Source organism: Rothia sp. CCM 9416 (genome assembly GCF_048513535.1).
GTDB lineage: Bacteria > Actinomycetota > Actinomycetes > Actinomycetales > Micrococcaceae > Rothia.
This window is the reverse complement of sequence record NZ_JBLXXR010000004.1, coordinates 61,089-86,487: the sequence shown is the minus strand read 5'-3', so window position 1 is coordinate 86,487 and position 25,399 is coordinate 61,089. Positions and strand designations below refer to the sequence as shown.

Here is a 25,399-nt window from a genome sequence, read left to right as displayed (position 1 = left end):
CCCTCATGACCCTGGATACACAGGAACTTTTGGCAAAGGTCCCCACCGGCCTACTTATCGGTGGGCAATGGCGTGAGGCCTCCGACGGCGGAACCTTCGACGTTGAAAACCCCGCCACCGGCCAACACCTCGCCACCCTAGCATCAGCGACCGAAGCCGACGCGCTCGCCGCCCTCGACGCCGCCTGCGCCGCTGAACGCGGTACCCGAGGCAACGGCTGGGCCGCCAGCCCCCCGCGCGAACGCGCCGAAATTCTCCGCCGCGCCTTCGAGCTCGTTACTGAACGCGCCCAAGAATTTGCCACCCTCATGACCCTAGAAATGGGTAAGCCCTACGCCGAAGCCCTGGGAGAAGTCACCTACGGTGCCGAATTCCTGCGCTGGTTTGCCGAGGAAACCCCCCGCCACTACGGGCGCACTCTCACCGCCCCCGAAGGGCACCTGCGCATGATCACCCGCCACAAGCCGGTTGGCCCCTGCCTGCTCATTACCCCCTGGAACTTCCCCCTGGCCATGGGCACCCGCAAGGTAGCCCCCGCCATCGCCGCAGGCTGCACCATGGTGCTCAAGCCAGCCCGCCTAACCCCGCTCACCAGCCAATACCTGGCCCAAACCCTCATGGACGCCGGCCTGCCCGCAGGTGTACTCAACGTGGTTTCCTCCAAGTCGGCGGCAGCTATCTCCGAGCCCATCATGAGCGATTCGCGCCTGCGCAAGGTCTCCTTCACCGGCTCCACCCCGGTGGGTAAGCAACTCCTTAAAAAGGCCGCTGAGAACGTCCTACGTACCTCCATGGAACTGGGCGGCAACGCCCCCTTCATCGTTTTTGAGGACGCCGACATCGACCAGGCGGTTGCCGGGGCCATGGCTGCCAAGATGCGCAACATCGGTGAGGCCTGCACCGCCGCTAACCGCTTCATCGTCCACGAATCCCTGGCCGAAGAGTTCTCCCAGAAGTTTGCCCAGAAAATGAGCGAACTGGTGGTGGGCAATGGCCTGGATGAGGGCGTGACCTGCGGCCCGCTCATTGAGCAGAAGGCCCAGGACTCCATGGTTGCCCTGGTTGAAGATGCTGTCGCCAAGGGTGCCCGCGTGCTCACCGGCGGTAAGAAGGGGGAGGGCGCCGGCTACTTCTTCCAGCCCACCGTGCTAGTTGATGTGCCCCTGGACGCTCGCGTAGCCCGCGAAGAAATCTTTGGGCCCATCGCCCCCATCTTTACCTTCAGCAAGGAACACGAAGCCTACGCCCTGGCCAACGACACCGAATACGGCCTGGCCTCCTACGTCTTTACCGAAAACATCGACCGCCTCTACCGGGCTTCTGACCACCTAGAGTTCGGCATCATGGGCTTCAACGCCGGTGTCGTCTCTAACGCGGCGGCCCCCTTTGGTGGTGTCAAACAGTCCGGTATGGGCCGTGAAGGCGCGGCAGAAGGCATTGACGAGTACTCCTCCATTCAGTACATCGGCATGCGTAACCCCTACACCAGCTAGCTACCCTGCGCCGCCGGTCCCCACCGGCGGACACCCAACTTTTCTGTAATTACAAAACTTTTTAAGGAAAACCATGGCTGAGATTACCTACCGCCTGCCCCAAGAAATCAAGCTAAACGGTCCCGTCCCCGGCCCCCGCTCAGCAGAACTGGCCGCCCGTCGCAGCGCCAACGTACCCGGTAGCGTGGCCTCCACCCTGCCTGTCTACACCGCAGACTCAGACGGTGGTGTGATCGTCGATGTGGACGGTAACTCCTTTGCCGACCTGGGCTCCGGTATTGCCGTGACCTCCGTGGGCGCTTCGGCCCCCAAGGTTGTGGCCGCCGTCCAAGAAGCGGTCAGCCACTTCACCCACACCTGCTTCATGGTCACCCCCTATGAGGGCTACGTGGCTGTTGCCGAGAAACTCAATAAGCTCACCACCGGCGACTTCGACAAGCGTACCGTGCTCTTCAACTCCGGCGCTGAGGCTGTAGAAAACGCCGTCAAGATCGCTCGCGCCGCCACAGGGCGCAACGCCGTAGTGGTCTTTGACCACGCCTACCACGGGCGCACCAACCTGACCATGGCACTGACCGCCAAGGCCGCACCCTACAAGAAGGGCTTTGGCCCCTTTGCGCCCGAGGTCTACCGCGCACCCATGAGTTACCCCTACCGCGATGGCAACGTCGGCGGTAAGGAAGCTGCCGCCAAGGTCATCGACATGATCGAAAAGCAGATTGGCTCCGAGTATGTGGCCGCAATCCTGATTGAACCCGTACAGGGCGAGGGCGGCTTCATCGTACCCGCCGAGGGCTTCCTGCCCGAGCTCGTCACCTGGGCCCGCGAAAAGGGCATCGTCTTTATCGCTGACGAAGTACAGGCTGGCTTCTGCCGCACCGGTAGCTGGTTCGCCTGCGACCACGAAGGTATCGAACCTGACCTGATCACCACAGCTAAGGGTATTGCCGGTGGTATGCCCCTCTCTGCTGTCACCGGCCGCGCCGAACTCTTCGACAAAGTCCAGCCCGGCGGTTTGGGCGGCACCTACGGTGGTAACCCCGTGGCCTGCGCCGCAGCCCTGGCCACTATCGACACCATGGAAGAGTGGGATCTTTCTGCCCGCGCCCGCCACATTGAAGAAATCGCCCGCCAGAAGCTGGCCCCCCTGGTTGAAGAGCTGGACATCGTGGGTGAAATCCGTGGCCGTGGCGCTATGTTCGCCGTGGAGTTCGTGGCAGATTCCGACTCCAAGGAACCCCACGCCACCGCCGCTAAAGAGATTGCCGCCGCCTGCGCTGAGCGCGGTGTACTCATTCTGACCTGTGGCACCTACGGTAACGTGGTGCGCTTGCTGCCGCCGCTGACCATCGGTGATGAACTGCTGGGCCAGGCCCTGGATATCTTCGTTGAAGAAATCCGCAAGGTCGCCGGCTAATACCCAGCGATAGGCGGGCGGGTGTCCCCGGCAATCGGCTGGCTGGCATGAATCGTCTGCGAGCTGGTTAGTCGGCCTAGGAGCGCCTAGCCGCATCAACCCTAAGAGACACAAAAGGAATATGATCCATGAGTAACTACCGCGTAGAGGACCCCACCACCGGGCAGATCCTCGAAACTTTCCCAACTCTCACCGACCAGCAAGCCATCCAGGCTGTAGAGCGCGCCCACGCCGCCTACCTGACCTGGCGCAAGACCAGCCTGGAGAATCGTGCGGCCATTGTGCGCCGGATCGGTCAGCTCTTTGAAGAGCGCAAGCAGGAGTTAGCAGAAATCATCTGCACCGAAACCGGTAAGTCCCTGCCCGAGGCGATTGAAGAGGCTGAGTTCTCCGCCGCGATCTTCACCTACTATGCAGATATCGCTCCTGACCAGCTCAAGGACGAGCCAATCCCCTCCCAGACCGAAGGCTCTGAGGCCTACATTCAGCGTCGCCCCCTGGGCGCCCTGCTGGGAATCATGCCCTGGAACTTCCCCTACTACCAGGTGGCCCGCTTTGCCGCGCCCAACCTGATGCTGGGTAACACCATCGTGCTCAAGCACGCCGAAATTTGTGCCCGCTCCGCCCAGGCTATCGAACAGTTGATGCTGGACGCTGGTCTACCAGCTGGCACCTACCTGAACGTCTTTGCTAGCCACCAGCAGATTGAAACCATCATTGAGCACCCCCACATTCAGGGTGTTTCCCTGACCGGCTCAGAGCGCGCCGGATCCATTATTGCCGGTATTGCAGGACGCAACCTCAAGAAGGCCGTTCTGGAACTGGGCGGATCTGACCCCTACATTGTGCTTGATACCGACGATGTGAAGGCCGCCGCGGCAACCGCCTGGGGCTACCGCATGTACAACGCCGGTCAGGCCTGCAACTCCAATAAGCGCCTGATCGTCATGGAGGACATCTATGACGAGTTCGTAGCTGAACTGGTTGCCTTGGCCCAGGCTATGAAGCCCGGCAAGCCGACCGAAGCTGACGATACTACCTACATGGCTCTTTCCTCTCGTTCTGCCGCTGAGGGCCTCAAGAAGCAACTGGATGAGGCCGTGGCCGCCGGTGCCACCCTGCACGCCGGTGGTGAACTACTCGATGACACCAGCGCCTACTTCTCCCCAGCTGTCCTCACCGATGTTCCTGTGGGTTCTGAGGTCTACTACCAGGAACTTTTTGGCCCTGTTGCTACCGTCTATAGGGTCAGCAGTGATGAGGAAGCCCTGGCTCTGGCTAATGATAGCCAGTACGGCCTGGGTGGTGCGGTCTTCTCCCAGGACCGGGAGCGTGCCGAGAAGCTGGCCCGTCAGCTGGATGTGGGCATGGCCAATGTGAACACTCCTGCCGGGGAGGGAGCTGAGATTCCCTTCGGCGGGGTGAAGAACTCCGGTTATGGCCGTGAGCTGGGCCCCTACGGCATGGACGAGTTTGTCAACAAGCGCCTCTACTTCGTGCAGAAGTAAGAGCCATACGGTCAAGCCTGTCTTCACCCTCTGATAGAGAAGGTGAAGGCAGGCTTCACTTATTGGTGTCGGCTGATATAAATTTTTCTACAGCTATTTATTAGATTCACCAGGCAGTAAAAAGTCATGAGTGGGACGATGATGTGGATATTCTTGCCCACCCCTGGAGGTCAGAAAAATTATTATGAGTATTGAGGACACTAAAGAAATTAAGAAGAGCATGGATGATGCTAGGGCGTTTAGAGCTTCCCTGGATTCTTCTGGTGTTGTAAACATAGGTTTATAGGGTAAAACGGTGGGCAACTGCGGTAGCTGAGATACCACCTATGCCTACCAGTGGGACCTTCAGGAAGAGCGATGGTATGGGCTTTAGGGAGGTCTTCATGGGGCATAACTTTCTGTTTGGAATCTAGATTTTCTAGATTTAGGACGTTGTTCCCGGCTTGATGTGAAGAAAGTCTAATTAAGTGGTTCTCTGGTAGCGGACCAATTTATGGTGTTCCATACTTTTACTTTCTTATCTCAAGAGATTAGGGGTGCTACCTGCCTGCGGACCCTCTTGCCCGGTGCGTTTCGCTCGCAAGGGCGATTCGCGCCCCGGCCTTGCCGCGGACTCCGTTCGCTCCTGGGTGTTGCGCACCCGCTCACTTCATCGAGCCGGTAAGCGAGGGCGGTTCTAAGCGGATGATCAGAGAAATTTTCTACTCTTGACTTGCCCGTGTCCAAACCAGTATATTTAGAAGCGCAGAACCCCTCTACACAGGTAGAACAAGGGGTTCTAGCTGTTTAAAGGATCTATATCAGGTGTATTTAAAATAATTGGTTTTCTAGCCACATCTCTTACCGATAAGTACTGTTCATACCATCGATGCGCAAAAGAATGTTTGGGTATTTGGGCGATACTGGCGTTTGCACACCAGGCTACGTGGTCTGCCATCTGCATGAACTGTGATGTCTTAGAGTCCAGGTAAATAGGATCTTCGATAATGTTCCGTTCGGAACGAGGTAGGCTACGGTGAGTATCACGATACGAGGTGTCGCTTCCATCGCCATCCATATAGATAATCCCTAGAGAATGTCTAGATGCAAGCTCTTGATCAATCTTTTGGATAAGCCACTTGTAGACTTTCTGACGGTTAACCGCCAGGTTCTCGGGCTTGCCTGTAGTGCCTGGTGGCACCTGCCAAGAAATATAACAGTGTCTCAGGTCATATGGGTGTGTCTTGTGTGTAGTCTAGTGGGAAAGTGATTCTTGGTGACACCACCTGCCCATAAGGAGAAACTCATGGCTCACCCTCCTGCCAACAGCCCCCAAGCATCAACACCCAACGGGCCAGCCCCCGGTATCTCGGGGGATACCACCGTCCACAAGCTCAAGCCCCGCCACGTCACCATGATTACCCTGGGTGGCATCATCGGGGCTTCACTCTTTGTGGGCTCCGGCAACGTTATTCGGTCCGTGGGGCCGGCTGCTATCCTTTCCTACCTCATGGGTGGTCTACTGGTCTTCCTGGCTATGCGGATGCTGGGTGAAATGGCCGCAGCCCGCCCCTCCATCGGCTCCTTCATGGAATACGCCAGGGTGGGCCTAGGCAACTGGGCGGCCTACCTGGTGGGCTGGCTCTACTGGTACTTCTGGGTAGGGGTGTTGGCCTACGAGGCGGTGCTCGGTGGTGAAACCCTGGCCACCTGGTTCCCCGGCCTGCCCGCCTGGGGGGCCTCCCTGGCCCTGCTTGCAATCTTTGTGGGCACCAACCTCATTTCGGTACGTACTTTCGGTGAAGTCGAGTTCTGGCTGGCCTCCATTAAGGTGCTCGCTATTGTGGTCTTCCTGGGGGCAGGCACCCTCTACGCCCTGGGCCTGTGGCCAGATGCCACCCTGAGCGTGAGCAACCTCTGGGCCCACGGCGGGTTCGCCCCGCACGGCTACGGTATCGCCCTCACCGGTGTTGCCCTGGTGATTTTCTCCTACTTTGGCACCGAAATTGCGGTGATGGCCGCCGCCGAATCTGAGGACCCGGCTAAGGGGATTAGGCAGGCTACCTCCACTATTATCTGGCGCATCCTGCTCTTCTTTGTAGGGGCTATTGCGGTGATCTGCATGGTCATTGCCTGGGATGAGCTACCTGAACCCACCAACGTCGCAGCCGCGCCCTTCACCCAGGTCTTTGAACGCCTGGGGATTCCCGCCGCGTCGGTCATCATGCAGTTGGTTATCTTTACCGCCGTGGTGTCGGTCCTGAACTCTGGTCTCTACTCGGCATCGCGTATGGCCGCTGCGCTCGCCCAGCAGGGCTTCGGCCCGGCCCTCCTAGCCCGTAGGTCAAGTAGGGGAGTGCCGGTCTACGCGCTCTTTGCCTCCACCGTGGGTGGTGTGATTGCTTCCTTGGTGAACTTTGTGGCTCCTGACTCCGGTATTTTTGAGTTCATCATGAACTCCGCTGGCCTGGTGGCGCTCTTTGTCTATGTCTTTATTGCCTTGACCCAGTGGAACCTGCGCCGCACAATGACCCCGGAGCAGGTGGCCGACCTCAAGCTGAAGGTCTGGCTCTTCCCCTGGCTGAATATCGTCCTGATTGGCGGGGTGCTCTTTGTTCTGGTGGTCATGATGGGTAGTGAATCGGGGCGCACCCAGGTGTACACCTCGCTAGTAGTCACTGTTGCCATGCTTGCCTTGTGGCCGCTGGCCCGCAAGAAGGCCCTGAATGACTAACTGCCTGCGCAGGCACGGCAAGTTACCTTGCCCGGGTGCACACCTGGGGTAGCCTAAGGTGAGATGGATCAGGTAATAGAAAGGTGGCCTTGGTGCTTCTCATGCTGGTAGGGGGCCTGCTCATTGGCCTACTCATGGGCGCCCTGGGCGGCGGCGGCGCTATCTTGGCCGTGCCCCTGCTGGTCTACGGGGCTGGAATGGCACCAGCTTCTGCCACTCTGGCATCACTCGTTATCGTCAGCCTGGGTTCTATTACCGGAATCGCCACGCACGCTCGCGCCGTTCGGTGGCGGCAGGGCATTACCTTTGGTGCCCTGGGTATAGCCGGTGCCTCTGTGGGGCGGATGCTATCTGTAGGGGTAGACGGCAGCGCCCTGCTCCTGGCCTTCTCCGCACTCCTAGTAGTGGTGGCAAGCCTCATGGTGACCAAGGCCCTCAGGGCCACACCCGCACGCCCCTCCCACCCCGCTCACACCACCCATCTAGCACCCGGTCGGCTTGCTCGCCTCATCGGTGCCGCTAGCGGGGTAGGTTTTCTGACTGGCTTCTTTGGTGTGGGCGGAGGTTTTGCTATTGTCCCCGCCCTCACCCTGATTCTGGGGCTGGGAATGGGGGCGGCTGTGGGTACCTCCCTGCTGGTCATCCTCATTAACAGCCTTATCACTCTCGCCCTGAGCGCCAGCCACCTGGCGACCCTCGACTGGGCGCTACTGCTTCCCCTACTGCTGACCACCGTGGCAGGAGTACTTGCTGGCGGCTGGGTGGGTAAACGCGTCTCCCGCAGGGCTCTCCAGCTTTCCTTCGCAGGCTTCCTCTACCTTATTTCCATATATATCGCTGTCAGTACCCTCACTCAGTTGGCCGCATCAAGGTAAGGACAGCACACGACGGCTATCCCCACCGACCTCCCCGCACAGATTGATGTGCCCCAGCGCGGTCTCTTCCCCTACGCCAAATACCTTGCCGGGGCATTACTAGTATCTGGGGCCTGCTTTAGGCCAGGGAGAGGAACATCTTTTCAAGTTCCTGCGGGCTCAGTTCCGGGTCGTCAGACGCTAGGCACTGCTGAAGGCCGCAGGCCACCACCGCAAAGCTGGCCCGGTCTACCGCCTTGGATGCGGCGGCCAGCTGGGTAACAATTTTCTGGCAGTCATCGCCCTCTTGGAGCATACGAATAACACCGTTGAGCTGGCCCTGGGCACGCTTAAGACGGTTGATGACGGGCTTCATCTCATCGGGATCGAGTTTCACGGCTTCTCTACTTTCGTGTTTGGGTGGTCCCTACAGAAAAATTATACCCCCCGGGGTTTATCGTATTTTGAGAGCTACACCGCTTTCCCCTGGCATACCTACTCACGGCAGGCATACTGCAAAAGCACCGCCCCTCCCACCTAGAACCAGGGGAGAGGGGCGGCTATTTTTAAGGCGGACTACTGGCAGGGACCACCTATGAGTTGGCGCGGGTCAGTGCAGCGGCCACATCCGCCAGCAGAGCCGGGACGTCGTCCTGATCCATGACGACTTCTATAAAGACCAGCCTGTCACGGGTTTGGTGGGTGAGCTTGGCAGCCTCGACCAGCTCACGGGCGGTAGAGACCTTGAGCATGAGTACATCGTCCTCCTGTGCGCCCAAAGCCGCCGGAATCAGCTGCCAGTTGTAGGTGCGGATATCGTTGTAGGGCTGGGTGGCTCCGTGGATAGCACGCTCCACCGTGTAACCCTTGTTATTAATGAGCACCACCACCGGGTTAATTTTCTGCTCCAGCATGGTACCGATTTCCTGGAAGGTCAGCTGGGCTGAGCCGTCACCAATGAGCAGAACCCCGCGTGCTGAACGGTCAGCTATAGCCGCCCCCAACATAGCCGGTAGGGTGTAGCCAATAGAGCCCCACAGGGGTTGGCCAATAAACATTGAGTTCTCGGGGAAGCGGCGCGAAGCCATACCGAAGAAAGAGGTGCCCTGGTCGGCCACCACAATATTGCCCGGTGAAAGTTTCTGAGACAGCAGAGACCAGAGAACATCCTGGGTGAGCGGCTCATCCCAGGCGATTACTCCCTGGTTTTCTTCCTCGGCCCAGGGCAGGAGCTCCTTGGGCTGGGCTCCCACCTCAAGGGCAACCTCCCGCACCACATCGAGAGCGGCAGCCAAGGTCAGCGGGGCATAGGTGCGCCGACCAATCTTGGCGGTCTGCGCCCCCAAAAAGACAGTATTCTCGGGGAGCTTCTGCGAGAAACCAGCCGTGGTGGTATCGGTAAAAGTGACACCGGCGCAAATCAGGGCCTCGGCCTGCTCCACAGCATCCTTTGCCCGCGCATCAGAAACAAGGCCGGCATAAATGCCCGCAAAGGCAGGCTTGGACTCATCAACCAGGGTCTTACCCCACATGAGGGTGGCGTAGGGTAGGCCGGTGGTGGCAAGGAGCTGGGCCAGCTGTTCCTGCGCCCCCATGCGGTGAACCAGTAGGTCCGCTAGAACGGTGGCCTTTTTACCTGCAAGCGCTGTGGCAAGATCTGCCCGGAAGGACTCTAAAGCACCGGGGGATGAGAGCGCCTGGGGCAACTCCAGCGGTGCCTGGGGCGGTGCCACCTCAACCCGGGCCACATCGGTAGCTAGCAGAATATAACCGGGCCGCTTTTGAATCATCATCTCGCGCAGGACGCGGTCAATCTCACCGGTCGCGGTGGCGTGTTCCAGGTTAGCCACAGCGCAGGAAACCTCGGAGGCCATGCGGATAAAGTGGGTGAAATCGCCGTCTCCCAGGGTGTGATGCATGGTCAGGTGGGCGGCCTGAGCATCTTTAGAGGGCGCACCCACAATGTGCAGGACGGGCACATGCTCGGCGTAGGAACCCGCCGTGGCGTTGATAGCCGAGAGCTCACCCACCCCGTAGGTGGTCACCAGGGCACCAATACCGTTAACACGGGCATAGCCGTCGGCGGCGTAGCCGGCATTGAGCTCGTTAGCGTTGCCCACCCATGCCAGGGTCTTGTGGGCAACCACATGGTCCAAGAATTGGAGGTTAAAGTCGCCGGGAACACCGAAAATATCGGTAACCCCCAGCTCAACAAGTCGGTCAAGGAGGTAGTCGCTGACGGTGTAGGTCAAAGGTCGGGCCTTTCTCTGGGGGTAACCACATAATGTTGTTAGCATCACGTTTGTCTCTCTCTATGATAGGGCCGGATGCTAGCTTGAATAAACTGCCCCTAGCCCCAGCGTCACAGGGGCGTAAGAAACCTTATCGCCTGCCGGTGGGCGTAGACTGACCCTATGAAAGAGCAGGATATTCTTGGGCACCCCTACACAGCCGAAAGCCTTGACCTGGGCTCTGATTCCGAAGGCCCGCTGGTGGCCACTCTGGTTCACCGGCCCGCTGATTCTGGCCCCAGCCCGTCAGCGGGTGCTGTGCTCTATGTACACGGCTTTGTGGACTACTTCTTCCAGCGGGAACTGGGGGACTGGTGGGCAGCCCGTGGCTACGACTTCTACGCCCTTGACCTACGAAAGTACGGACGTTCCCTGCGCACCGGCCAGACCCCCTTCTACACCGAGGACATCACCGACTACTTTGCAGAACTGGACACCGCCTGGGAACTAATAACCAGCCGTGACGGGCACCAGCAGGTGGTGCTCATGGGGCACTCCACCGGCGGGCTCATCACCAGCCTGTGGGCAGGGCAGACCGCCCCGCCAGAACTTACCGCCCTGATCCTCAACTCGCCCTGGCTGGATCACTTTGAAGGGCCGGTTGCCCAGGCCGGTTTGACCGCCCTGGCCGCTACCGCCGCCCGTCTGAACCCGCGCACCGTCCTCAAAAAGCCCGCACCCGACCCCTACGCCCGTTCCCTGCACCACAGCACCGGCGGCACCTGGGACTTCAAGACCGCCTGGAAGACCCTCGACTTCCCTCCCATCTACGCAGGCTGGCTTACCGCTATCCGGCGCGCCCAGGCTAAGCTCCACCGGGGTACCGGCATCACAGCCCCGGTGCTGGTACTGACCTCAGCCCGCTCCGGGCGGCTGTGCGCACCGGGCCAGAAACATGACTTTGACGCGGTACTCTCTGTTCAGCAAATCCGCCGCTGGGCCCTAGAACTGGGCAGCGATGTCACCAGTAAAGTCATTGACGGTGCTACCCACGATGTTTTTCTCTCCGCCCAACCCGCCCGCAGTCAAGCTTACAAACTTATGGGCCGGTTTATGCGGCGGCTGGCAGTGGACTAAGAGGGTGCTAGAGCTGTCTAGCCCTCCGCAGGCTGGGTGGGGGCTATGCTCTCTACCTGCCAGCTAGTTGCCGGGCTGGGGTCTTTGCCGCAGGAGGCCGGCCGGGCAGGTAGCTCTACCTCATGGGCGGTAACTAGCCATGCCCGCCCGTCCCGGTGGGTCACGCGTGCGCTCTGGACGACCCCCTCTGCCGGTGTGCTTACCCGTTCGGGGCTGAGGTCATTGATTGGCGGCTTCTCGCCCTCTTGGGCAAGGTAGGAGCGCACTGCAACTTCCGCTACCTGCTCGATAGGGGTGTGGGCTGAGCGTCCCCTTAGGCCCGCTAAAGCAAGCTGCTCAGACCGGATGTCAGAGGCGAGAGTTAAGGCCTGCTCAAAAGTGAGCCGCCCATAGGTGTAGCCACTGGGTAGGGTGAGGGCAACCGGGCCAAAACGGTGGCCTCCGGTGTGGGAGCACTCCCATACCTGCACCCCGGTGCTCTGCTCCTGGAGGAAAGCCGCCAAGGGGCGCCCCAGTAAGGCACAGCACCGGTCGCGCTTAGAATGGGTGCATATCAGCACCAGGGTTTCACGTGAAACAACTAGTCCGGGTATAGTTTCTGGCTTTTCCAGGGGGAGCGTCAGCAGGTCTGCCACATCTGAAACCTCAAAAGTATAAAGCACGGCAGGCTCAAAGCCCCGACCTCCTACCCGGGCAAGGTAGGCCCTGCGGGACTCCCCACTAGCCATAAGTACCTGGCCCTCCCGTCCCGGCTTACGCACCAGAAGCAGGCGGGCCCCTAGCTGCTCCATGCGCGCCGACAGCTCAGTGGAGAGAGGCTGGCCAAATGCTGACCCATCCAGAATATCTCGCCCCCAGCCACCCGGGTGCTCCACAAGAACCCAGGTAGTTACCTGGGCTGCTGTGCCGGGAAGAGCCTCATCGCGAGGTAGAGAGCAGGAACCCGCTGGAAGCTCCGCCTGCTTTCTAACTGTAGAAGAAGTAAAAGCCATACCATCCAGTCTAGGGCCGGTAACAGTGCTCTGCCCATGGGTCCTCTGAGGCGCTACCCCTTGGCTTCATGCAATGCTCTTAGCTGCTACAGACCCGGCCCCTGCTTTTATTGAGGTGGCCTGGTGACTACCCTAGAAGACATGACTCAACCCACCGGTGCCGGAGCGGTGCCCCCACCCGCGGCAGAAGAAGCACAGGCACCCGTTCGACTTGACGCCTGGCTGTGGGCCGTCCGCATCTTTAAGACGCGCTCGCTGGCCTCCAGCGAAGTAAAGGCCGCCCACATTCGGCTTAATGGGGCCCACACCAAGCCCTCCCAAAAGGTGCGCCCCGGAGACACCGTCACCGTGCGTTACCCTGGCTGGGAGCGCACACTGGTGGTACGTAAAACCCTGTCCAAACGGGTCGGTGCACCCGTAGCTGTTACCTGCTACGAGGACATCTCTGCCCCCAAGCCCGCCTACCTGACCAGCGGAACCCTACCCCGGCGCGAACGCGGCGCGGGCAGACCCACTAAAACTGAACGTCGCGCCCTCAATAAGCTGCGCGGCTACGAGAAAGCGTAAGTGCTCACGGCCTCCACTCTCTGCCTGATCCGGTGAGATTCTCAGCACAGCCGCCTACCTGAGTAAGTTCTGCCTGGGCCCTGCTGTGCGGGGTAACGGGCTGGCCGGTGAGCTCATGGAGCGGGTTAAAAGACCAGGCTCCTGCCTCCGGGATAGAGGGTATCTATTGAGCTACCCACCAGGAGAATCGCCGGGCTCAGAAGTTCTAGGAGAAGATGGGCTACACCATCGTGGGAACCCGCCAGTTCTAGCTAGCCCCCGGTGTGCTGGTGCAGGACTTCGCCTACTACCTCCCGCTGACAGAAAAACATCCTTCGCAGGTTGGTGTTGTACGATATTCTGTGCCCCCACCCATCTCACGTCTTTTGGTGGGGTTGGAGGACACCGTGAAATTTGAGGTTCGCCCACCTCTGCCAGCGGAGGCAAGGGCCTGGGAGCAGCTGCGTATTACCTCCTGGCGAGAAGCCTACGCCGGCGACTTTACCCCCGAGGTCTTTAAGGCTCAGGAGAGCCAGCTAGAAGCCCGTGCCGAGGGCTTTGCCCAGTGGCTCGAATCCACCGCTGGTACCGGTGAGGACGTACAGCCCCAGTTGGGCCAGCGCCGCCGTGCCCTAGTGGCTGTGCGATCAGCGGAAACTGTAGCGGCACCACAGACTAGCCCCGCAGATCTAGGGGGTCTGTTGGGCCTAGCCTTTGCCACCCGCATACCCTATGAGGTGCAGAAACTTGAGATGCTCTACCTGCACCCACAGGCTTTCGGCACCGGTATCGCCCACGCCCTGCTCAGCCGAGTTCTTGACCCCGGTCCCGCCGAGCTAGAAGTACTGACCACTAACGCCCGCGCAATCCGCTTCTACGAAAAAGAGGGATTTGTGCAGGTGCGAACCGATAGGTTTGCCGGGCGTAAAACCTACATTATGGCCCGCCCCTAGCTACCCTTGGAACTGCCCTTGCAAGGAGATACGGTACCACTGAACCCACCCACAAGGCGCTAAAGGCCGCGCAGGATGCTCCGCAGGCGGCGCACCTAACTCTCATAACTCATCACTTCAGAGAGGAAGGCTTGGAGCTATCCAGAGCCTACCTGGTGGAGGGCTCAGCCTAAGAGCTAGGCTAGAAGCTATGCCAAACGCAGCTCAAACCAGACCAGCAGACCGGGGGAGTACCCCCTCCCTGAATCGTCAGATTCTTGCCCTTGCCCTACCTGCCTTCGGCGCACTCATTGCTGAGCCGCTCTTGGTGCTTGCAGACTCAGCTATCGTAGGCCACCTGGGGAGCGCCCAACTTGCGGGCCTGACCTTGGGCTCCACAGTCCTTCAAACCCTGGTGGGTTTCATGGTCTTCCTGGCCTACTCCACCACACCCGCCGTCGCCCGCGCAGTCGGTGCAGGTGACACCGGGCGTGCCTTTGCCGCTACCCGCAACAGCCTATGGGTAGCCGCTGGCCTGGGAGTATTCTTTGCTCTGCTTCTAGCCCTCCTTGCTCACCCCCTACTCAAAGCCCTGGGCGGTGAGGGTCAGGTACTTACCTACGGCAACGCCTACCTGCTGCCCTCTCTGGCCGGTCTGCCCGGCATGCTCATCGTTCTGGCCGCAACAGGTGCCCTGCGCGGCTTCCAAGACACCAAAACCCCGCTCTACGTCGCCATAGCCGGGGCCGCCCTCAACGTGCTGCTGAGCTGGGTTCTGGTCTATCCTGTGGGCTGGGGCGTGGCCGGTTCAGCGGCCGCAACCGCTCTCACACAATGGGCTATGGCCCTGGTACTCACCGCCTCAGTGCTGGCCCGCACTCGCGGGCAAGAACAGGGCTGGGCACCCGACAGGGCTGGACTGGGGGCCGTCTTTAAGGTCGGTGCCTGGCTGATGGTTCGCGCCGCCTGCATGCGCGTCGCCCTGCTTGCCACCGTCTTCGTGGTCACCGCCCAGGGTGAGAAAAACCTGGCCGCCTACCAGCTCACCATGGCCTTCTTCAACCTACTGGCCTTCGCCCTAGACTCCCTTGCCATTGCCGCCCAAGCCCTCCTGGGGCAAGAGATGGGCACCCAAAACCTGACCACACCCCAGGGCCGTGCCGCCGTCACCCAGCTGAAAAACCGGTTGGTCCGCTGGAGCGTCCTCTTCGGGCTAGTGACCGCCCTAGCCTGCCCCGCCGTAGGGTTCGGTGCGGCCTGGATCTTTAGCTCCGACCCGCAGGTCCAGCACCTCTTTGCCCTCTCCCTGCTGGTACTGGGAGCAGGCCAGCCCCTGGCGGCCTACGTCTTTATTCTGGACGGCGTCCTCATCGGTGCCCAGGATGTGCGCTACCTGGGCCTGGCAGCCTTCTTCACCCTGGCCGCCTACCTGCCGGTGCTGGTGGGCCTCTACCTGTGGTGGGCCGGTGGTTCCTTCCCCGCCGGGGCCACCGCTGCCTACCTGCTCCTCTGGTGCGCCTACGCCCTCTGGTACATGGGCGCTCGCGCCACTACGCTCTGGTGGAGGGCCCGCACCGGCGTCTGGATCCGTTAGCCAGTTTCACCCGGATGCGCGAGCAGCCCGTGCAGTTGGAAGGAAAGCCCTCAGGTTATTGGCCGTCCTGCGTCAGTAGCCCCTCGATAAGACCCTCTACCCGGTGGCCCTGCCCGGTGGTCTGGAGTAAATCAAGGCAGGCATCTAAGGCGGCGGTGGCTGACTCGAGCAGCCCCACCCCCTGAAAGAGCTCCCTGGCCCGCTGATAGGCGCTGACAGCGCCCTCAACTCCGCCCCGCTCACGGGCATACTCAGCAACCAGCACGAGCAGACGCGCCGAACGCTCGGGGAAACCCAGCTCAGCATAAGCATCGGCCGCCGCGACCAAGCCCGCCTGAACCTGCTGAGGGTTAGATGTTCCCGCCGCCGCATCCAGCCGCGCAACCAGTTCCTGGGCTAGTAGATAAACCAGGAGGTCAGGGCGCGGTAAGGCACTCATGCCGGTGCCGCTGGGTCGGGCTTCACTGCCCTCCTGAGTAGGAACCAGGGCGCTCTCTGCCCGGTCAAGGGCAACTTGGGCAGCAGGCACCACCGCGCTGTAATCCCCCAGAATCTCAGCCACGGGGGCCCACTGGCGTATCGTCTCTACCAGAAGCGCGGGGTGCGCATCACCGGCTACCAGCAGATCAAAAGCCTGGCTCAAGAGGGCGGCAGCTTCAGCTTCACGGCCCACTAGCTTGGTGCAGATAGCGGCCTCAGCCCGTGCCTGCCCCGCCGCCGCAAGCTGACCGGCACCCTCATAGCTAATGGCCTGTTCCAAGTAGGCCTGGGCGGCTCGGTCGTAGCTGCCCTCCGTCAGTAGGCCATCTGCGCTCTCACCTGCGGCGGCAGTATCCGGCGACATCAAACCTGCCTGCGCAGAGTCAGTGTAAGAAACAGGCTCACCGGCAGATTCCCCCTGAGGCCCTAAGGGGGCGCTCGTGGCCTGCCCCTCCGGAAGAATCAAGGGGGTGAGAACAGATTTTAGTTCGGCATCTGCCAGCGATTCACTAAAACATGTGTTACCCGCCCGCCGGTCAAAAGCCGCAACCAGGGGTAGGGATTGGGCCAGGGCCCAGTCGTAGAGCTCACCCAGGGTAGCGCGAGACACCTCTGCTGACTGGCCTCCCTGGCTCCCGGCAGAAGATGCGGGGGTAAAACCGCTCAAGCCGGTGGGCATCTGTCCCTTCTCCTGGCGGGCCCAGGCCAGACCGGCTACCAGGTAGCGCAAGAAGTTACGGTTATCGCCGGGGTCGCCACCCAGGGCCAGCGCCCGTTTGCCGTGTTTTTTCAGCAGAGCAAAGGCGCGCTCTAACTGTTGGCCGCGCGCTAAAATCTCAAACTCTACACCCACATCGTCGGGGTCATAGTGCTGGCTGTTGGCCTGGGCACGCAAAAGCTCCCGCCCGGCCTCCTCGCCCCTGCCCAGGTGAAGCAGGGCCAGGGCAAGCTGGCGGTGGGAGGACGCCGGTTCGCGGTTGCACAAATCTTCGGTCGGGGCACCGAGCGCAACAGCCTGCTCAAACTCCCCGGCGGCCATATGGTCCCGCAGATTGCTCCCGTGGCGGCAGGAGCCGCAATCCATCTCGTCCTCACCGTGGGAGAGCCAGCGGGCCTGCCAGGTTTGGGCGGCTTCGTCATCGCCAATGTGGGCGGCCCACATGTGTTCGGCACGGTCGGCGGCGCTATCGCCCAGCCCGGCTAGGCGGTAGCGTTTACGCATCTCATCAAGGAGCTGGCGGGCCTGCTCCTTGGAAATCTGCGGGTAGGCGGTCAGGTCGCCGGTGACCCACTTGAACTGCCAAAAGAGGGCCTTGGCGGTTTCGTCGTCAAAGTATTCGGGGTGGGTGTCCCACAGCCGTAAGAGCTTAGAGAAGACCGCAAAAGAGGCGGGGGTTGGCTGGCCAAAGACATAGGCCTCCACCAGGGTTAGGAGGGCCTGCGGTAGAACCTGCTCCGGCCCCTCGTTCTCAAGGGTGCGGGCAATGTACTCTGCGGCGGCGGTGCGCGCGCTCCCATAGGGTAGCGTGCGGGTGTGAGCTATCTTCTGGGTGGCTTCGTGGATGGACCACACGGTGTTTCTCCCTGGTGAAAACTAGGTGTTGGGGCGCAGAGCGGCTTCAAGAAGCTGGGCCAGGCTGTCGCTGAGCAGGGTGGTTTCACTGCCGCGCAGGCCCTCACCCGCCAGCATGAGTGCCGAGAGGTAGAGGGTGTTAATGCCGGGCTCAAAGGAGGGGTGATTCGGCTGGTGCAGTAGCCGCTGGACGTTCTCGTTGGCGTCGTTGAGCACCAGGGTACGGCTGGGCTCGGTGGATTGACCTGCTAGGGAGCCAAGAAGATCGCCCCACAGCCCATCAGCTTGCTGGGCTTCTTGGGTGAGGTCGCGGCGGCGTTCGGCGGCGGCATCGCGCAGCAGAACTGCCGGTACGCTGGCCGGTTCAAAGACCCGCAGGGTGGCCCCGCAGTCTTGGGGGGATAGTACAGCGCGGGCGAGTTCCAGGGCTGGCATCACGTCAAACTCCCGCTCCATCTCCACAGAGGAAAGGGTTTGGGTCACGTCCTGGCTGGTGAGTTCGGTGACCTGCCAGCCGGGGCGGTCAGCCAGCTTAGCTAGCAGGTCTGAGTCGTAGACGTAGCCGCCGTTGACCACCCATAGGCCTTGGGCGCGGGCCACGGGAGCTATACGGCGGTAGGCCTCGGTGGTGGGAGTGTAGAGAATCTGCCCGGCGGCATCGGTGACCTCGGTGAGGGTGGCAAGCCCCTGGGATGTTTCAAAGGGGAGGGAGCGGGCAACCACATCGAGCATGTCGTCGCTGGCAAGGGCAACAGCGCGTAGGGCTAGGTTGTGGGTCTGCACAAAGCGGTCGCGCAGGGCACTTGGCTCTGCCAGAGCTTGCGTAATCCAGGTTTTGAGCTGGTCCCCGATTGCTTCGCGGGTGAGCAGGAGTACCTCGTCCTCGCGCAACTGTTCGCGGGAGGCGGTGGGGGTCAGCCCCTCAGAATTGACGACCGCCCGCACAAAGAAGGCCCAGTCGGGTAGGAGCGAGTCCTCACGGGAGGCTACCAGCATGTTCTTGACGTAGACCCGGTGGCGGCCAGAGCCCGGTGAGACGGCCTGGGGGAGTATGTAGGCGACCCCGCTGGTGCCGGTGGCCGGTACCTCTAGGTCGATCGTGGCAAGTGGGGTGATGCCCAGGGTTTTTTCTGCATAGGTAGCTAGGGCCATGGTGCGTTCATGCTGGTTGGGGGCTTCTTCGCTGGCGCTGTTGTTTCCCAAGGTGCGGGCGGGTGCCCACGGGGGGCGGGGGTGGGAGATTCTGCGCGGTAGGCGGCGGGAGCCAGCTTTGACGACCACGGATACGTCGATGGGGAGCATGTCGGCGTAGTCGGTTGCCAGGGTTAGCACAGTTTCTTGAGCAACCCAGTGGGCGGCATCGCGGCGGGCTTTCAGGCGGATAAGGGTGCCCACTTCGGGGGCCTGCTCCGGCGCTAGCTCGGTAACCTCAAAGGTGCCGTCGGCGTGGCCCAGCCAGCGGACCGGGGCCTGCCCAGCGGTGGCAGAACGTGACGTGATATCAACCGTGTCAGCAATCAAGAAGCAGGCCAGTAAACCAATACCGAACTGGCCTAGGTACTCGGCTCGGCCTTCGTTAAAGACGTCGTCACGCTTGGAGGTGCGCCCAATAGTTGCTAAAAATTCTTCGGCCTGTTCCGCGGTCAGCCCAATCCCGGTGTCGGTGATGGTGATACCTGTGCCCTCTTCCCAGGGTTCTAGAAGCACCCGGGCGGGGGCATCGGGGTCAGTCTCGCGGCGGGCGGTAATGGCATCGACACCGTTCTGGATTGCCTCGCGTAGGTAGACCTGCGGGCCTGAATAAAGGTTTTTGGAGAGCAGTTCAACCAGGCCGCCCAAATCCACTTTAAAGCGCTGTGACATGCTTTTATTCCCCTTCCGTTATGGGTGCAAAGGCGCCTTCTACTTCGGTCAGGAACTCCTGGGCCGAGCGGCTAGCTTCACGCAGGTAGAGGTCGATCTGCTCATCGGTGGCCCCGGCGGTGACGGGCAGGGTGAAGTCCGCTGGCAGGAGCGCGAAGTCCTGGCCGTCCTCACCCAGAATGGCCGGGTAAGCAGTGGGATAGGGGCGGTGCTGGTTCCATTGGTGGGCAAACATGCTCAGGTGGGGTAGGGAGCTGGTGGGTAAGGACTGCCGCCAGGTGGTACGTACCGTCAGCCGGTCAGGGGTGAGCAGGTAGAGCAGATAGCCGGCAGGGTAGTAGGTGATGGGGGTGCCGTCCGCTTCAAGCTCGTGGGGGATTTCAAGACGCCGCAGTGCTTGCCCCAGTCGAGTGCTTGTGAGCGGTGCAGGGGTAGCAGGTGCTGGCTGGACGCTATCAAAGAAGCCCAAGGGTGCTCTTTCTTTTTGCTGGCGGGCGGTGAGGCTGATAGCCACAGGCCCGTTTATGTGGTCTGTAGGGGGGGCGCTGGCACCTCTCTATCCTACAAGTTTTGGGGTCTATCTTTTAATGGTCTTGAGGATAGGTTCCAGACCTTGCCTGCTGGGGTAGCTCCAGCCCAGTATTTAGTGGGGCGGGTGCCGGGTTTCCGTCTGTGGTCTAGGCTAGAACTAGCTAAATCTACCTCAAGGAGCCCCGTGGCTGACACCGCACTTTCTGCCCTCGACCGGCAATCGGTTCGAAAGACCCTTACTTCCCCCAAGCTACTCAAAACCGAAGTCCTCGCCGGGCTTGTCGTTGCCCTAGCCCTCATCCCAGAAGCCATTGCTTTCTCTATCATTGCCGGGGTAGACCCCAGGCTAGGGCTTTTTGCCTCCTTCACCATGGCAGTCACAACTGCACTGCTCGGCGGGCGACCAGCCATGATTTCAGCAGCCACTGGCGCTATCGCACTGGTGATCGCCCCGCTGGTTGCCAGTCACGGCACCGACTACTTTATTGCCACCGTTATCCTGGCCGGATTTTTCCAGGTTCTTTTGGCTGTGGCGGGTATTGCTAAGCTCATGCGCTTTATTCCCCGGCAGGTCATGGTCGGTTTTGTGAACGCCCTGGCTATCCTCATTTTCATGTCTCAGGTTCCCGAACTTTTGGGTGTTCCCTGGGCGGTTTATCCTCTGGTTGCCCTGGGTCTTCTGCTGGTGTTCGGGCTTCCCCGCCTCACCCAGGCTGTCCCTGCGCCCCTGGTCGCTATCGTTCTCATTACCGCTATTACCGTAGTAGGTGGAATTAAGGTGCCTACTGTGGGCGATAAGGGCGAGATGCCACAGGCCCTGCCCACGCTCTTTATCCCCCAGGTTCCCCTCAACGTGGAAACTTTCAGCATCATGGCCCCCTACGCCCTGGCTATGGCTATCGTGGGTATCTTGGAGTCGCTGATGACAGCCAAGCTGGTGGACGATATTACCGATACCCCTTCCAACAAGACCCGCGAATCTTGGGCCCAAGGTGTAGCCAATATCGTCACGGGCTTGACCGGCGGTATGGGCGGCTGCGCCATGATTGGGCAGACCATGATCAACGTCAAGGCCTCGGGTGCCCGCACCCGTATTTCTACTTTCCTGGCCGGTGTTTTCTTGCTGACGCTGGTGCTCCTGCTGGGTGATGTGGTGGCGCTGATCCCTATGGCCGCACTGGTAGCTGTCATGATTTTTGTTTCGATTGCGACCTTTGATTGGCACAGCATCACCCCGCGTACCCTGCGAATCATGCCCAAAAGTGAGCTGGTAGTCATGCTGGTGACGGTGGCTACCACAGTGGCTACCCACAACCTGGCAATCGGTGTGGTGCTGGGCGTGCTGACCGCTACGGTTCTCTTTGCGCGCAGGGTTTCTCACCTGGTGACGGTAGACCGGCAGATGGCACCCCTGGACGGGGTGGAGGCCGTGACCTACCGGGTGGAAGGGGCGCTGTTTTTTGCCTCCTCGAATGACCTCTACTACCAGTTCCAGTACGCGCAGGACCCGCAGACCGTGGTCATTGATTTGAGTGGCTCCCACATTTGGGATGCCTCCACGGTAAGCGCCCTGGACAGTATTACAGCCAAGTATGAGCGACTGGGTAAAACCGTGCAGATTCAGGGTTTGAACCCTGCCAGCCAGGACTTCCAGGACCGGCTGAGCGGCCAGTTAGGAGCAGGTCACTAGGAAGTGGCATTTCCCCCAGCATGTTCCCGTACTCCTACCTGATTCTCAACCGGTGCCGTGCCAGCCAGCTGGCTTGGGGGGGGCTGGCGTTAAGGGTGCTGGGCCGGGCGCGGCACCGGGTATTTAGGTTGGGTGCTATTGACTTAGCCCGCAGCCCCCGCGAGTTCCGGTGCAGGGGCGTTCTTGCGGGCACGTTCTGCTTCCCTGCGGTCTTCCCGGCGGTGGCGAATCCAGATGCTAGCTGCGGTACCGCTAAGAGCCAGGATGAACCAGCCTGCCAGCCAGGCAAGGCCGGTAGAGATTCCAATTGAACCACCAGCAATGAGTGAGCGGAAGGCTTCCAGGGCGTGGGTGAGCGGTAGCCAGGGGTGCAGGGCCTGCAAGAAGCCCGGGGCTGTTTCAATCGGGTAGGTGCCGCCTGCTGCGCCAATCTGAATAACTGTCAGCATGAGCGAGATAAAGCGACCCGGTGCATCGAGCAGGGCAATGAGTGCCTGATTGATAGCCAGGAAGGTGATGGAGGTCAGCACCGCAAAACCCATCAGGCCCCAGAAGTTAGCTGTCTTAATATCTACCAGGCTGTGAATGATGATAGTCATCACTGACCCCTGGACGATACCCATGATGATAACCGGCACCATGGCTCCTCGGAGGGTTGCCAGGCCGGAATGTCCACGTCGAGCGAACTTAGCTGAGATAGCTGGGTACATCATGAAGTAAGCAATGGCACCTACCCATAGACCAAGAGTCATGAAATAGGGGGCTAGGCCGTGTCCGTAGGTGGAGACCTCGTTGATGCGGGTTTTGTCAATGGCTACGGGGTCGCTGGTCACTGCGCTCAGATCCTCAGCTTGCCCGTCAGTATAGCTAGGTACCTTGTCCACCGCGTCACTGAGCGAGGTGGAGAGGGTAGAACTTCCCTTCTTGAGTTCTCCGAGACCTTGTGAAAGCTGGCTGGCTCCGTCTACGGCCTTACCGGCCCCTGCATCAAGGTCAGCGGCCCCGTCGTTGAGCTGGTTGGCTCCCTGGTTGAGTGAGGACGTGCCTTGCGCCAGGGTGAAGGTGCCGTCTTTGAGCTGGTTGGCTCCCTGGTTGAGTGAGGACGTGCCTTGCGCCAGGGTGGATGCGCCAGCCTCTAAGGAGGAGGTGCCATCTGCCAAGCTGGTGGCTCCGGTAGCAAGTGATGAGGTCCCGTCATGGAGGTTATGGGCACCGGTAGCAAGTGATGAGGTGCCATCTGCCAGTGCGGCTGCCCCGTCATTAGCCTGGGATACTGCACCGGCTAGAGCTCCGAGATTTTTGCTGAGGGCTCCGACTGAGCTATCTAGCTCCTGGGCACCCTGTGAAAGAGCGCTGGCACCCTCTGCTAGGGTGGTGGCTCCGGTAGCGGTTTGGCTAGCTCCGGTTTTTAAGCTATTTGCTCCACCGGCTAGTTTGGTTAGCCCGCTGTTTTCATCGCCGACCAGTGCCTGGGTGCCCGCAGCTAGGGTGTTTGCCCCGGAATCCAGCGCCTTAGTTCCTGCTGAGAGTTTACCGGCCCCGGTGTTGAGCTCTTGGAGGGCAGCTCGCTTCTGTTCGTCTGTGAGCTTGTCCCAATTATCTAGTAGGGATTGGGTGCCCGCAGCTAGTGTGGTGGCTCCGGTGGTGAGCTCGTCGGTGGCGCCGGCTAGGTTGGTTGCTCCGGTGGCCAGGTCTTGTGCCCCGCCCAGGGCTTTATCTGCTCCTTGGGAGAGCGCTTCAGCCCCAGAGCTCACCTGATTAGTAGCTTCTTTGAGCTCTTGTGCCCCAGCAGCTAGGTTGGATGCGCCTGTTGTAAGTGAACCGGTGGCATCGGTCAGGGCGGGAAGTTTTTCGGGTAGGGTGGCTACACTCTCGTTGAGTTGGGTCAGGCCCTTAGAGAGGCTAGAAGCCCCTGCCTTGACCTGGTCCGCACCGGTTGCCAGGGAAGATGCCCCACCATTGACCCGGTCTGCACCCTTGGCTAGGGATGATGCTCCCTCGTTAACCTGGCTGGTGCCCTGCGCCAGGGTGGATGCTCCTTGGTCAACCTTGCTGGTGCCCTGAGCTAGGGATGATGCGCCTTGGGAGAGGGATGAGGCGCCTTGGTCAACCTTGCTGGCGCCGTTAGCTAGGGATGATGCGCCTTGGGAGAGGGATGACGCGCCTTGGTCAACCTTGCTGGTGCCCTGAGCTAGGGATGATGCGCCTTGGGAGAGGGATGACGCGCCTTGGTCAACCTTGCTGGCGCCCTGAGCTAGGGATGAGGTCCCGCTGGCTAGTGAGTCTGTTCCTGATTTTAGGTCGGTGAGCCCTACGACTAGCTCCTTACTGCCTTGGGCTGCTGAGCTTGAGCCGTCTGCCAGTTTTTGGGCACCGTCGGAAGCTTCCCCCAGGGAGTCGTGGATATTGGTGAAGCCCGCGTAAATCTTGCTCAAGTATTCTGTGGATACCTTATGGGCCAGTGCGTCGGTAACTGCTGTCCCAAGTGAGCTAGCGATATTGCCGGAGATGATGTTAGAGCCGTCGTTGGTGGCAATATCTAGTTTGGCTTTGCGGGCTGCATCTGAAGAGTTTTCGGACAGGGATGAGACGTTGGCTGAGAAGTCAGCTGGAATGGTCAAAACTGCCTGAACCCGACCGTTTTCGAGCTCGCTCCGTGCTTGGTCAGCATCCATGACTGACCAGTCAAAATTACTGGTGCTGTCCTTAGTAAGTAGTTCTTGGGTGAGGTCGTCACCGAGGGTCAGTTCTTGGCCTGTGCGTGTGGTGGCAGCCTTGTCCTGATTGACGATAGCAGCCGGTACGGCATCGATGGTACCGGTGGGGTCGTAGTTAGCCCAGGTGAGAATACCTGCGTAGATGGAAGGAATAATAATAACTGCCAGGAGTACCAGGTATTTCATGGGGCCTGATGTGCGCTTTAGGGCTGGGTGTTTGGTTCGTGTTGAAGGCACCGGGTTCACCTACTTTCTTTTTAAGGTTGGGGAGAGGGGAAAACTAAGGGGGTTAGCTGGTAGCCGCTTGGATCATGGTGGACAGGCGCTGGCCCATGGCCTGGGCGGTGTTGGGGCCGGTGAAGTCTGTTCTGAGCCAGCGCACTGTTAACCAGGCGGCCCCGGCGGCGATAAACTGGGCGTAGTCACTGGTGAGAGGCCTATTTGTGGTCTTGGGTTGTTCGGTAGCAGAGCCTCGGAGCAGGAGTCTATGGGTCAGGAAGGTAACGAGCTCTTCGACCAGAGATGAGTTGCCGGAGGCGTCTAAGACATTGCGGAAGAAGACTGCATCTGCTTGGAGTGCGGTGAGCAGGCTGGTGCTAGCTGCGCTTGTGATGAGGGTGCTTGGGTCGGTGGGGTCTGCCTCGGGGAGCGAGTTGAGGGCGGTATCTAGCTTTTCCAGCGCGGCAGTGTGAATGAGCGTGTTGATGTCTGAGAAGTATTGGTAGAAGGTGGGGCGGCTGACTCCTGCGGCCTTGACCAGGTCGGTGATATTAAGGCTTGCTGGTTCTGGGGTGTTCAGAGCCTTGATGGTGGCCTCGACAAGGGCTGTGCGACTACGGGCGGGGCGGGGGTCTAGGGTCACGGGCTTCTCTCCACAGTATTTTTCTTACAGATGTAAAGTTTACGCCTGTGAGGGAAATCGGCAAGGGGCTGGGGTGTGATATAGGACAGTTTCTGTGAGCCAGGGGTGCTCAAGACTGCAACCGCTACCTCAAATGCCCGCCCCTGAAGTCTTCCTTTTCGCTGGGTAGGTAGAGTACTGGCAAGCCTGTTTCTTGCCTGGCTCGTTAGCGCCCGCACGGGAATTCACGTTAGCCCTAGCCAGCTTGGCTGGTGCGCCTTGAGTTT

The 25,399-nt window shown here is 60.4% G+C and carries 19 protein-coding genes; 10 read left to right on the top strand and 9 right to left on the bottom strand.

Features of this window, described 5'->3' with window-relative positions:
- Positions 1 to 5: 5 nt before the first annotated feature.
- From ACN080_RS03330 to ACN080_RS03320, 3 genes are all read left to right on the top strand, one after another.
- Positions 6 to 1,493: an NAD-dependent succinate-semialdehyde dehydrogenase gene (locus tag ACN080_RS03330; protein ID WP_419113045.1), complete on the top strand. Its 1,488-nt coding sequence runs from the start codon at positions 6 to 8 to the stop codon at positions 1,491 to 1,493.
- Between the two features lie 73 nt (positions 1,494 to 1,566).
- Positions 1,567 to 2,910, top strand: a complete 1,344-nt coding sequence (gabT, locus tag ACN080_RS03325; protein ID WP_419113044.1) for a 4-aminobutyrate--2-oxoglutarate transaminase — start codon at positions 1,567 to 1,569, stop codon at positions 2,908 to 2,910.
- 128 nt (positions 2,911 to 3,038) lie between these two features.
- Complete coding sequence (locus ACN080_RS03320; protein WP_419113043.1) at positions 3,039 to 4,418, top strand: NAD-dependent succinate-semialdehyde dehydrogenase; 1,380 nt, start codon at positions 3,039 to 3,041, stop codon at positions 4,416 to 4,418.
- Between the two features lie 778 nt (positions 4,419 to 5,196).
- On the opposite strand, the gene ACN080_RS03315 is transcribed toward ACN080_RS03320, so the two are convergent.
- The gene (locus ACN080_RS03315) at positions 5,197 to 5,598 is read right to left on the bottom strand and encodes a DUF3800 domain-containing protein (RefSeq protein ID WP_419105441.1); all 402 of its coding nucleotides are present in this window, start codon (positions 5,596 to 5,598) and stop codon (positions 5,197 to 5,199) included.
- 105 nt (positions 5,599 to 5,703) lie between these two features.
- On the opposite strand from ACN080_RS03315, the gene ACN080_RS03310 reads away from it, so the two are divergent.
- Positions 5,704 to 7,131: an amino acid permease gene (locus tag ACN080_RS03310; protein ID WP_419111813.1), complete on the top strand. Its 1,428-nt coding sequence runs from the start codon at positions 5,704 to 5,706 to the stop codon at positions 7,129 to 7,131.
- 83 nt (positions 7,132 to 7,214) lie between these two features.
- Positions 7,215 to 8,006 (top strand): sulfite exporter TauE/SafE family protein, encoded by a 792-nt coding sequence (locus ACN080_RS03305; RefSeq protein ID WP_419111812.1) that lies wholly within the window; start codon positions 7,215 to 7,217, stop codon positions 8,004 to 8,006.
- 118 nt (positions 8,007 to 8,124) lie between these two features.
- Here ACN080_RS03305 and ACN080_RS03300 read toward each other — a convergent pair whose 3' ends face one another.
- Positions 8,125 to 8,382 carry a metal-sensitive transcriptional regulator gene (locus tag ACN080_RS03300; RefSeq protein WP_419113042.1) on the bottom strand — a complete coding sequence of 86 codons (258 nt, stop codon included), beginning with the start codon at positions 8,380 to 8,382 and terminating at the stop codon, positions 8,125 to 8,127.
- Between the two features lie 196 nt (positions 8,383 to 8,578).
- The gene (locus tag ACN080_RS03295) at positions 8,579 to 10,237 is read right to left on the bottom strand and encodes an alpha-keto acid decarboxylase family protein (RefSeq protein WP_419105438.1); all 1,659 of its coding nucleotides are present in this window, start codon (positions 10,235 to 10,237) and stop codon (positions 8,579 to 8,581) included.
- Positions 10,238 to 10,399: 162 nt separating this feature from the next.
- Between ACN080_RS03295 and ACN080_RS03290 the strand changes: the two genes are divergently transcribed.
- Positions 10,400 to 11,353: an alpha/beta hydrolase gene (locus tag ACN080_RS03290; protein ID WP_419113041.1), complete on the top strand. Its 954-nt coding sequence runs from the start codon at positions 10,400 to 10,402 to the stop codon at positions 11,351 to 11,353.
- Between the two features lie 17 nt (positions 11,354 to 11,370).
- Here ACN080_RS03290 and ACN080_RS03285 read toward each other — a convergent pair whose 3' ends face one another.
- Complete coding sequence (locus ACN080_RS03285; protein WP_419113040.1) at positions 11,371 to 12,345, bottom strand: sucrase ferredoxin; 975 nt, start codon at positions 12,343 to 12,345, stop codon at positions 11,371 to 11,373.
- Between the two features lie 141 nt (positions 12,346 to 12,486).
- On the opposite strand from ACN080_RS03285, the gene ACN080_RS03280 reads away from it, so the two are divergent.
- The 3 genes from ACN080_RS03280 (at position 12,487) to ACN080_RS03270 (ending at position 15,417) form a co-directional block, all read left to right on the top strand.
- The gene (locus tag ACN080_RS03280) at positions 12,487 to 12,912 is read left to right on the top strand and encodes an RNA-binding S4 domain-containing protein (protein WP_419105435.1); all 426 of its coding nucleotides are present in this window, start codon (positions 12,487 to 12,489) and stop codon (positions 12,910 to 12,912) included.
- Between the two features lie 386 nt (positions 12,913 to 13,298).
- Entirely contained in the window at positions 13,299 to 13,844 is a 546-nt protein-coding gene (locus ACN080_RS03275) for a GNAT family N-acetyltransferase (RefSeq protein ID WP_419105434.1), read from the top strand.
- A 190-nt stretch (positions 13,845 to 14,034) separates the two neighbouring features.
- Entirely contained in the window at positions 14,035 to 15,417 is a 1,383-nt protein-coding gene (locus ACN080_RS03270; RefSeq protein ID WP_419111476.1) for an MATE family efflux transporter, read from the top strand.
- Positions 15,418 to 15,472: 55 nt separating this feature from the next.
- On the opposite strand, the gene ACN080_RS03265 is transcribed toward ACN080_RS03270, so the two are convergent.
- From ACN080_RS03265 to ACN080_RS03255, 3 genes are read right to left on the bottom strand one after another with little or no spacing between them, the layout of a single operon-like run.
- Entirely contained in the window at positions 15,473 to 17,470 is a 1,998-nt protein-coding gene (locus ACN080_RS03265; RefSeq protein ID WP_419113039.1) for a hypothetical protein, read from the bottom strand.
- 21 nt (positions 17,471 to 17,491) lie between these two features.
- Positions 17,492 to 19,333: an HSP90 family protein gene (locus tag ACN080_RS03260; RefSeq protein ID WP_419113038.1), complete on the bottom strand. Its 1,842-nt coding sequence runs from the start codon at positions 19,331 to 19,333 to the stop codon at positions 17,492 to 17,494.
- Positions 19,334 to 19,337: 4 nt separating this feature from the next.
- On the bottom strand, positions 19,338 to 19,847 hold the full coding sequence (locus tag ACN080_RS03255; protein WP_419113037.1) for a YbjN domain-containing protein: 510 nt from the start codon (positions 19,845 to 19,847) through the stop codon (positions 19,338 to 19,340).
- A 201-nt stretch (positions 19,848 to 20,048) separates the two neighbouring features.
- Between ACN080_RS03255 and ACN080_RS03250 the strand changes: the two genes are divergently transcribed.
- A complete protein-coding gene (locus tag ACN080_RS03250; protein ID WP_419113036.1) occupies positions 20,049 to 21,554 on the top strand; it encodes a SulP family inorganic anion transporter in 1,506 nt (501 codons plus the stop codon).
- Between the two features lie 143 nt (positions 21,555 to 21,697).
- Here the strand turns inward: ACN080_RS03250 and ACN080_RS03245 are convergent, their stop codons facing one another.
- Entirely contained in the window at positions 21,698 to 24,508 is a 2,811-nt protein-coding gene (locus ACN080_RS03245) for a YhgE/Pip family protein (RefSeq protein ID WP_419113035.1), read from the bottom strand.
- Positions 24,509 to 24,560: 52 nt separating this feature from the next.
- On the bottom strand, positions 24,561 to 25,133 hold the full coding sequence (locus ACN080_RS03240; RefSeq protein ID WP_419113034.1) for a TetR/AcrR family transcriptional regulator: 573 nt from the start codon (positions 25,131 to 25,133) through the stop codon (positions 24,561 to 24,563).
- Positions 25,134 to 25,399 lie beyond the last annotated feature (266 nt).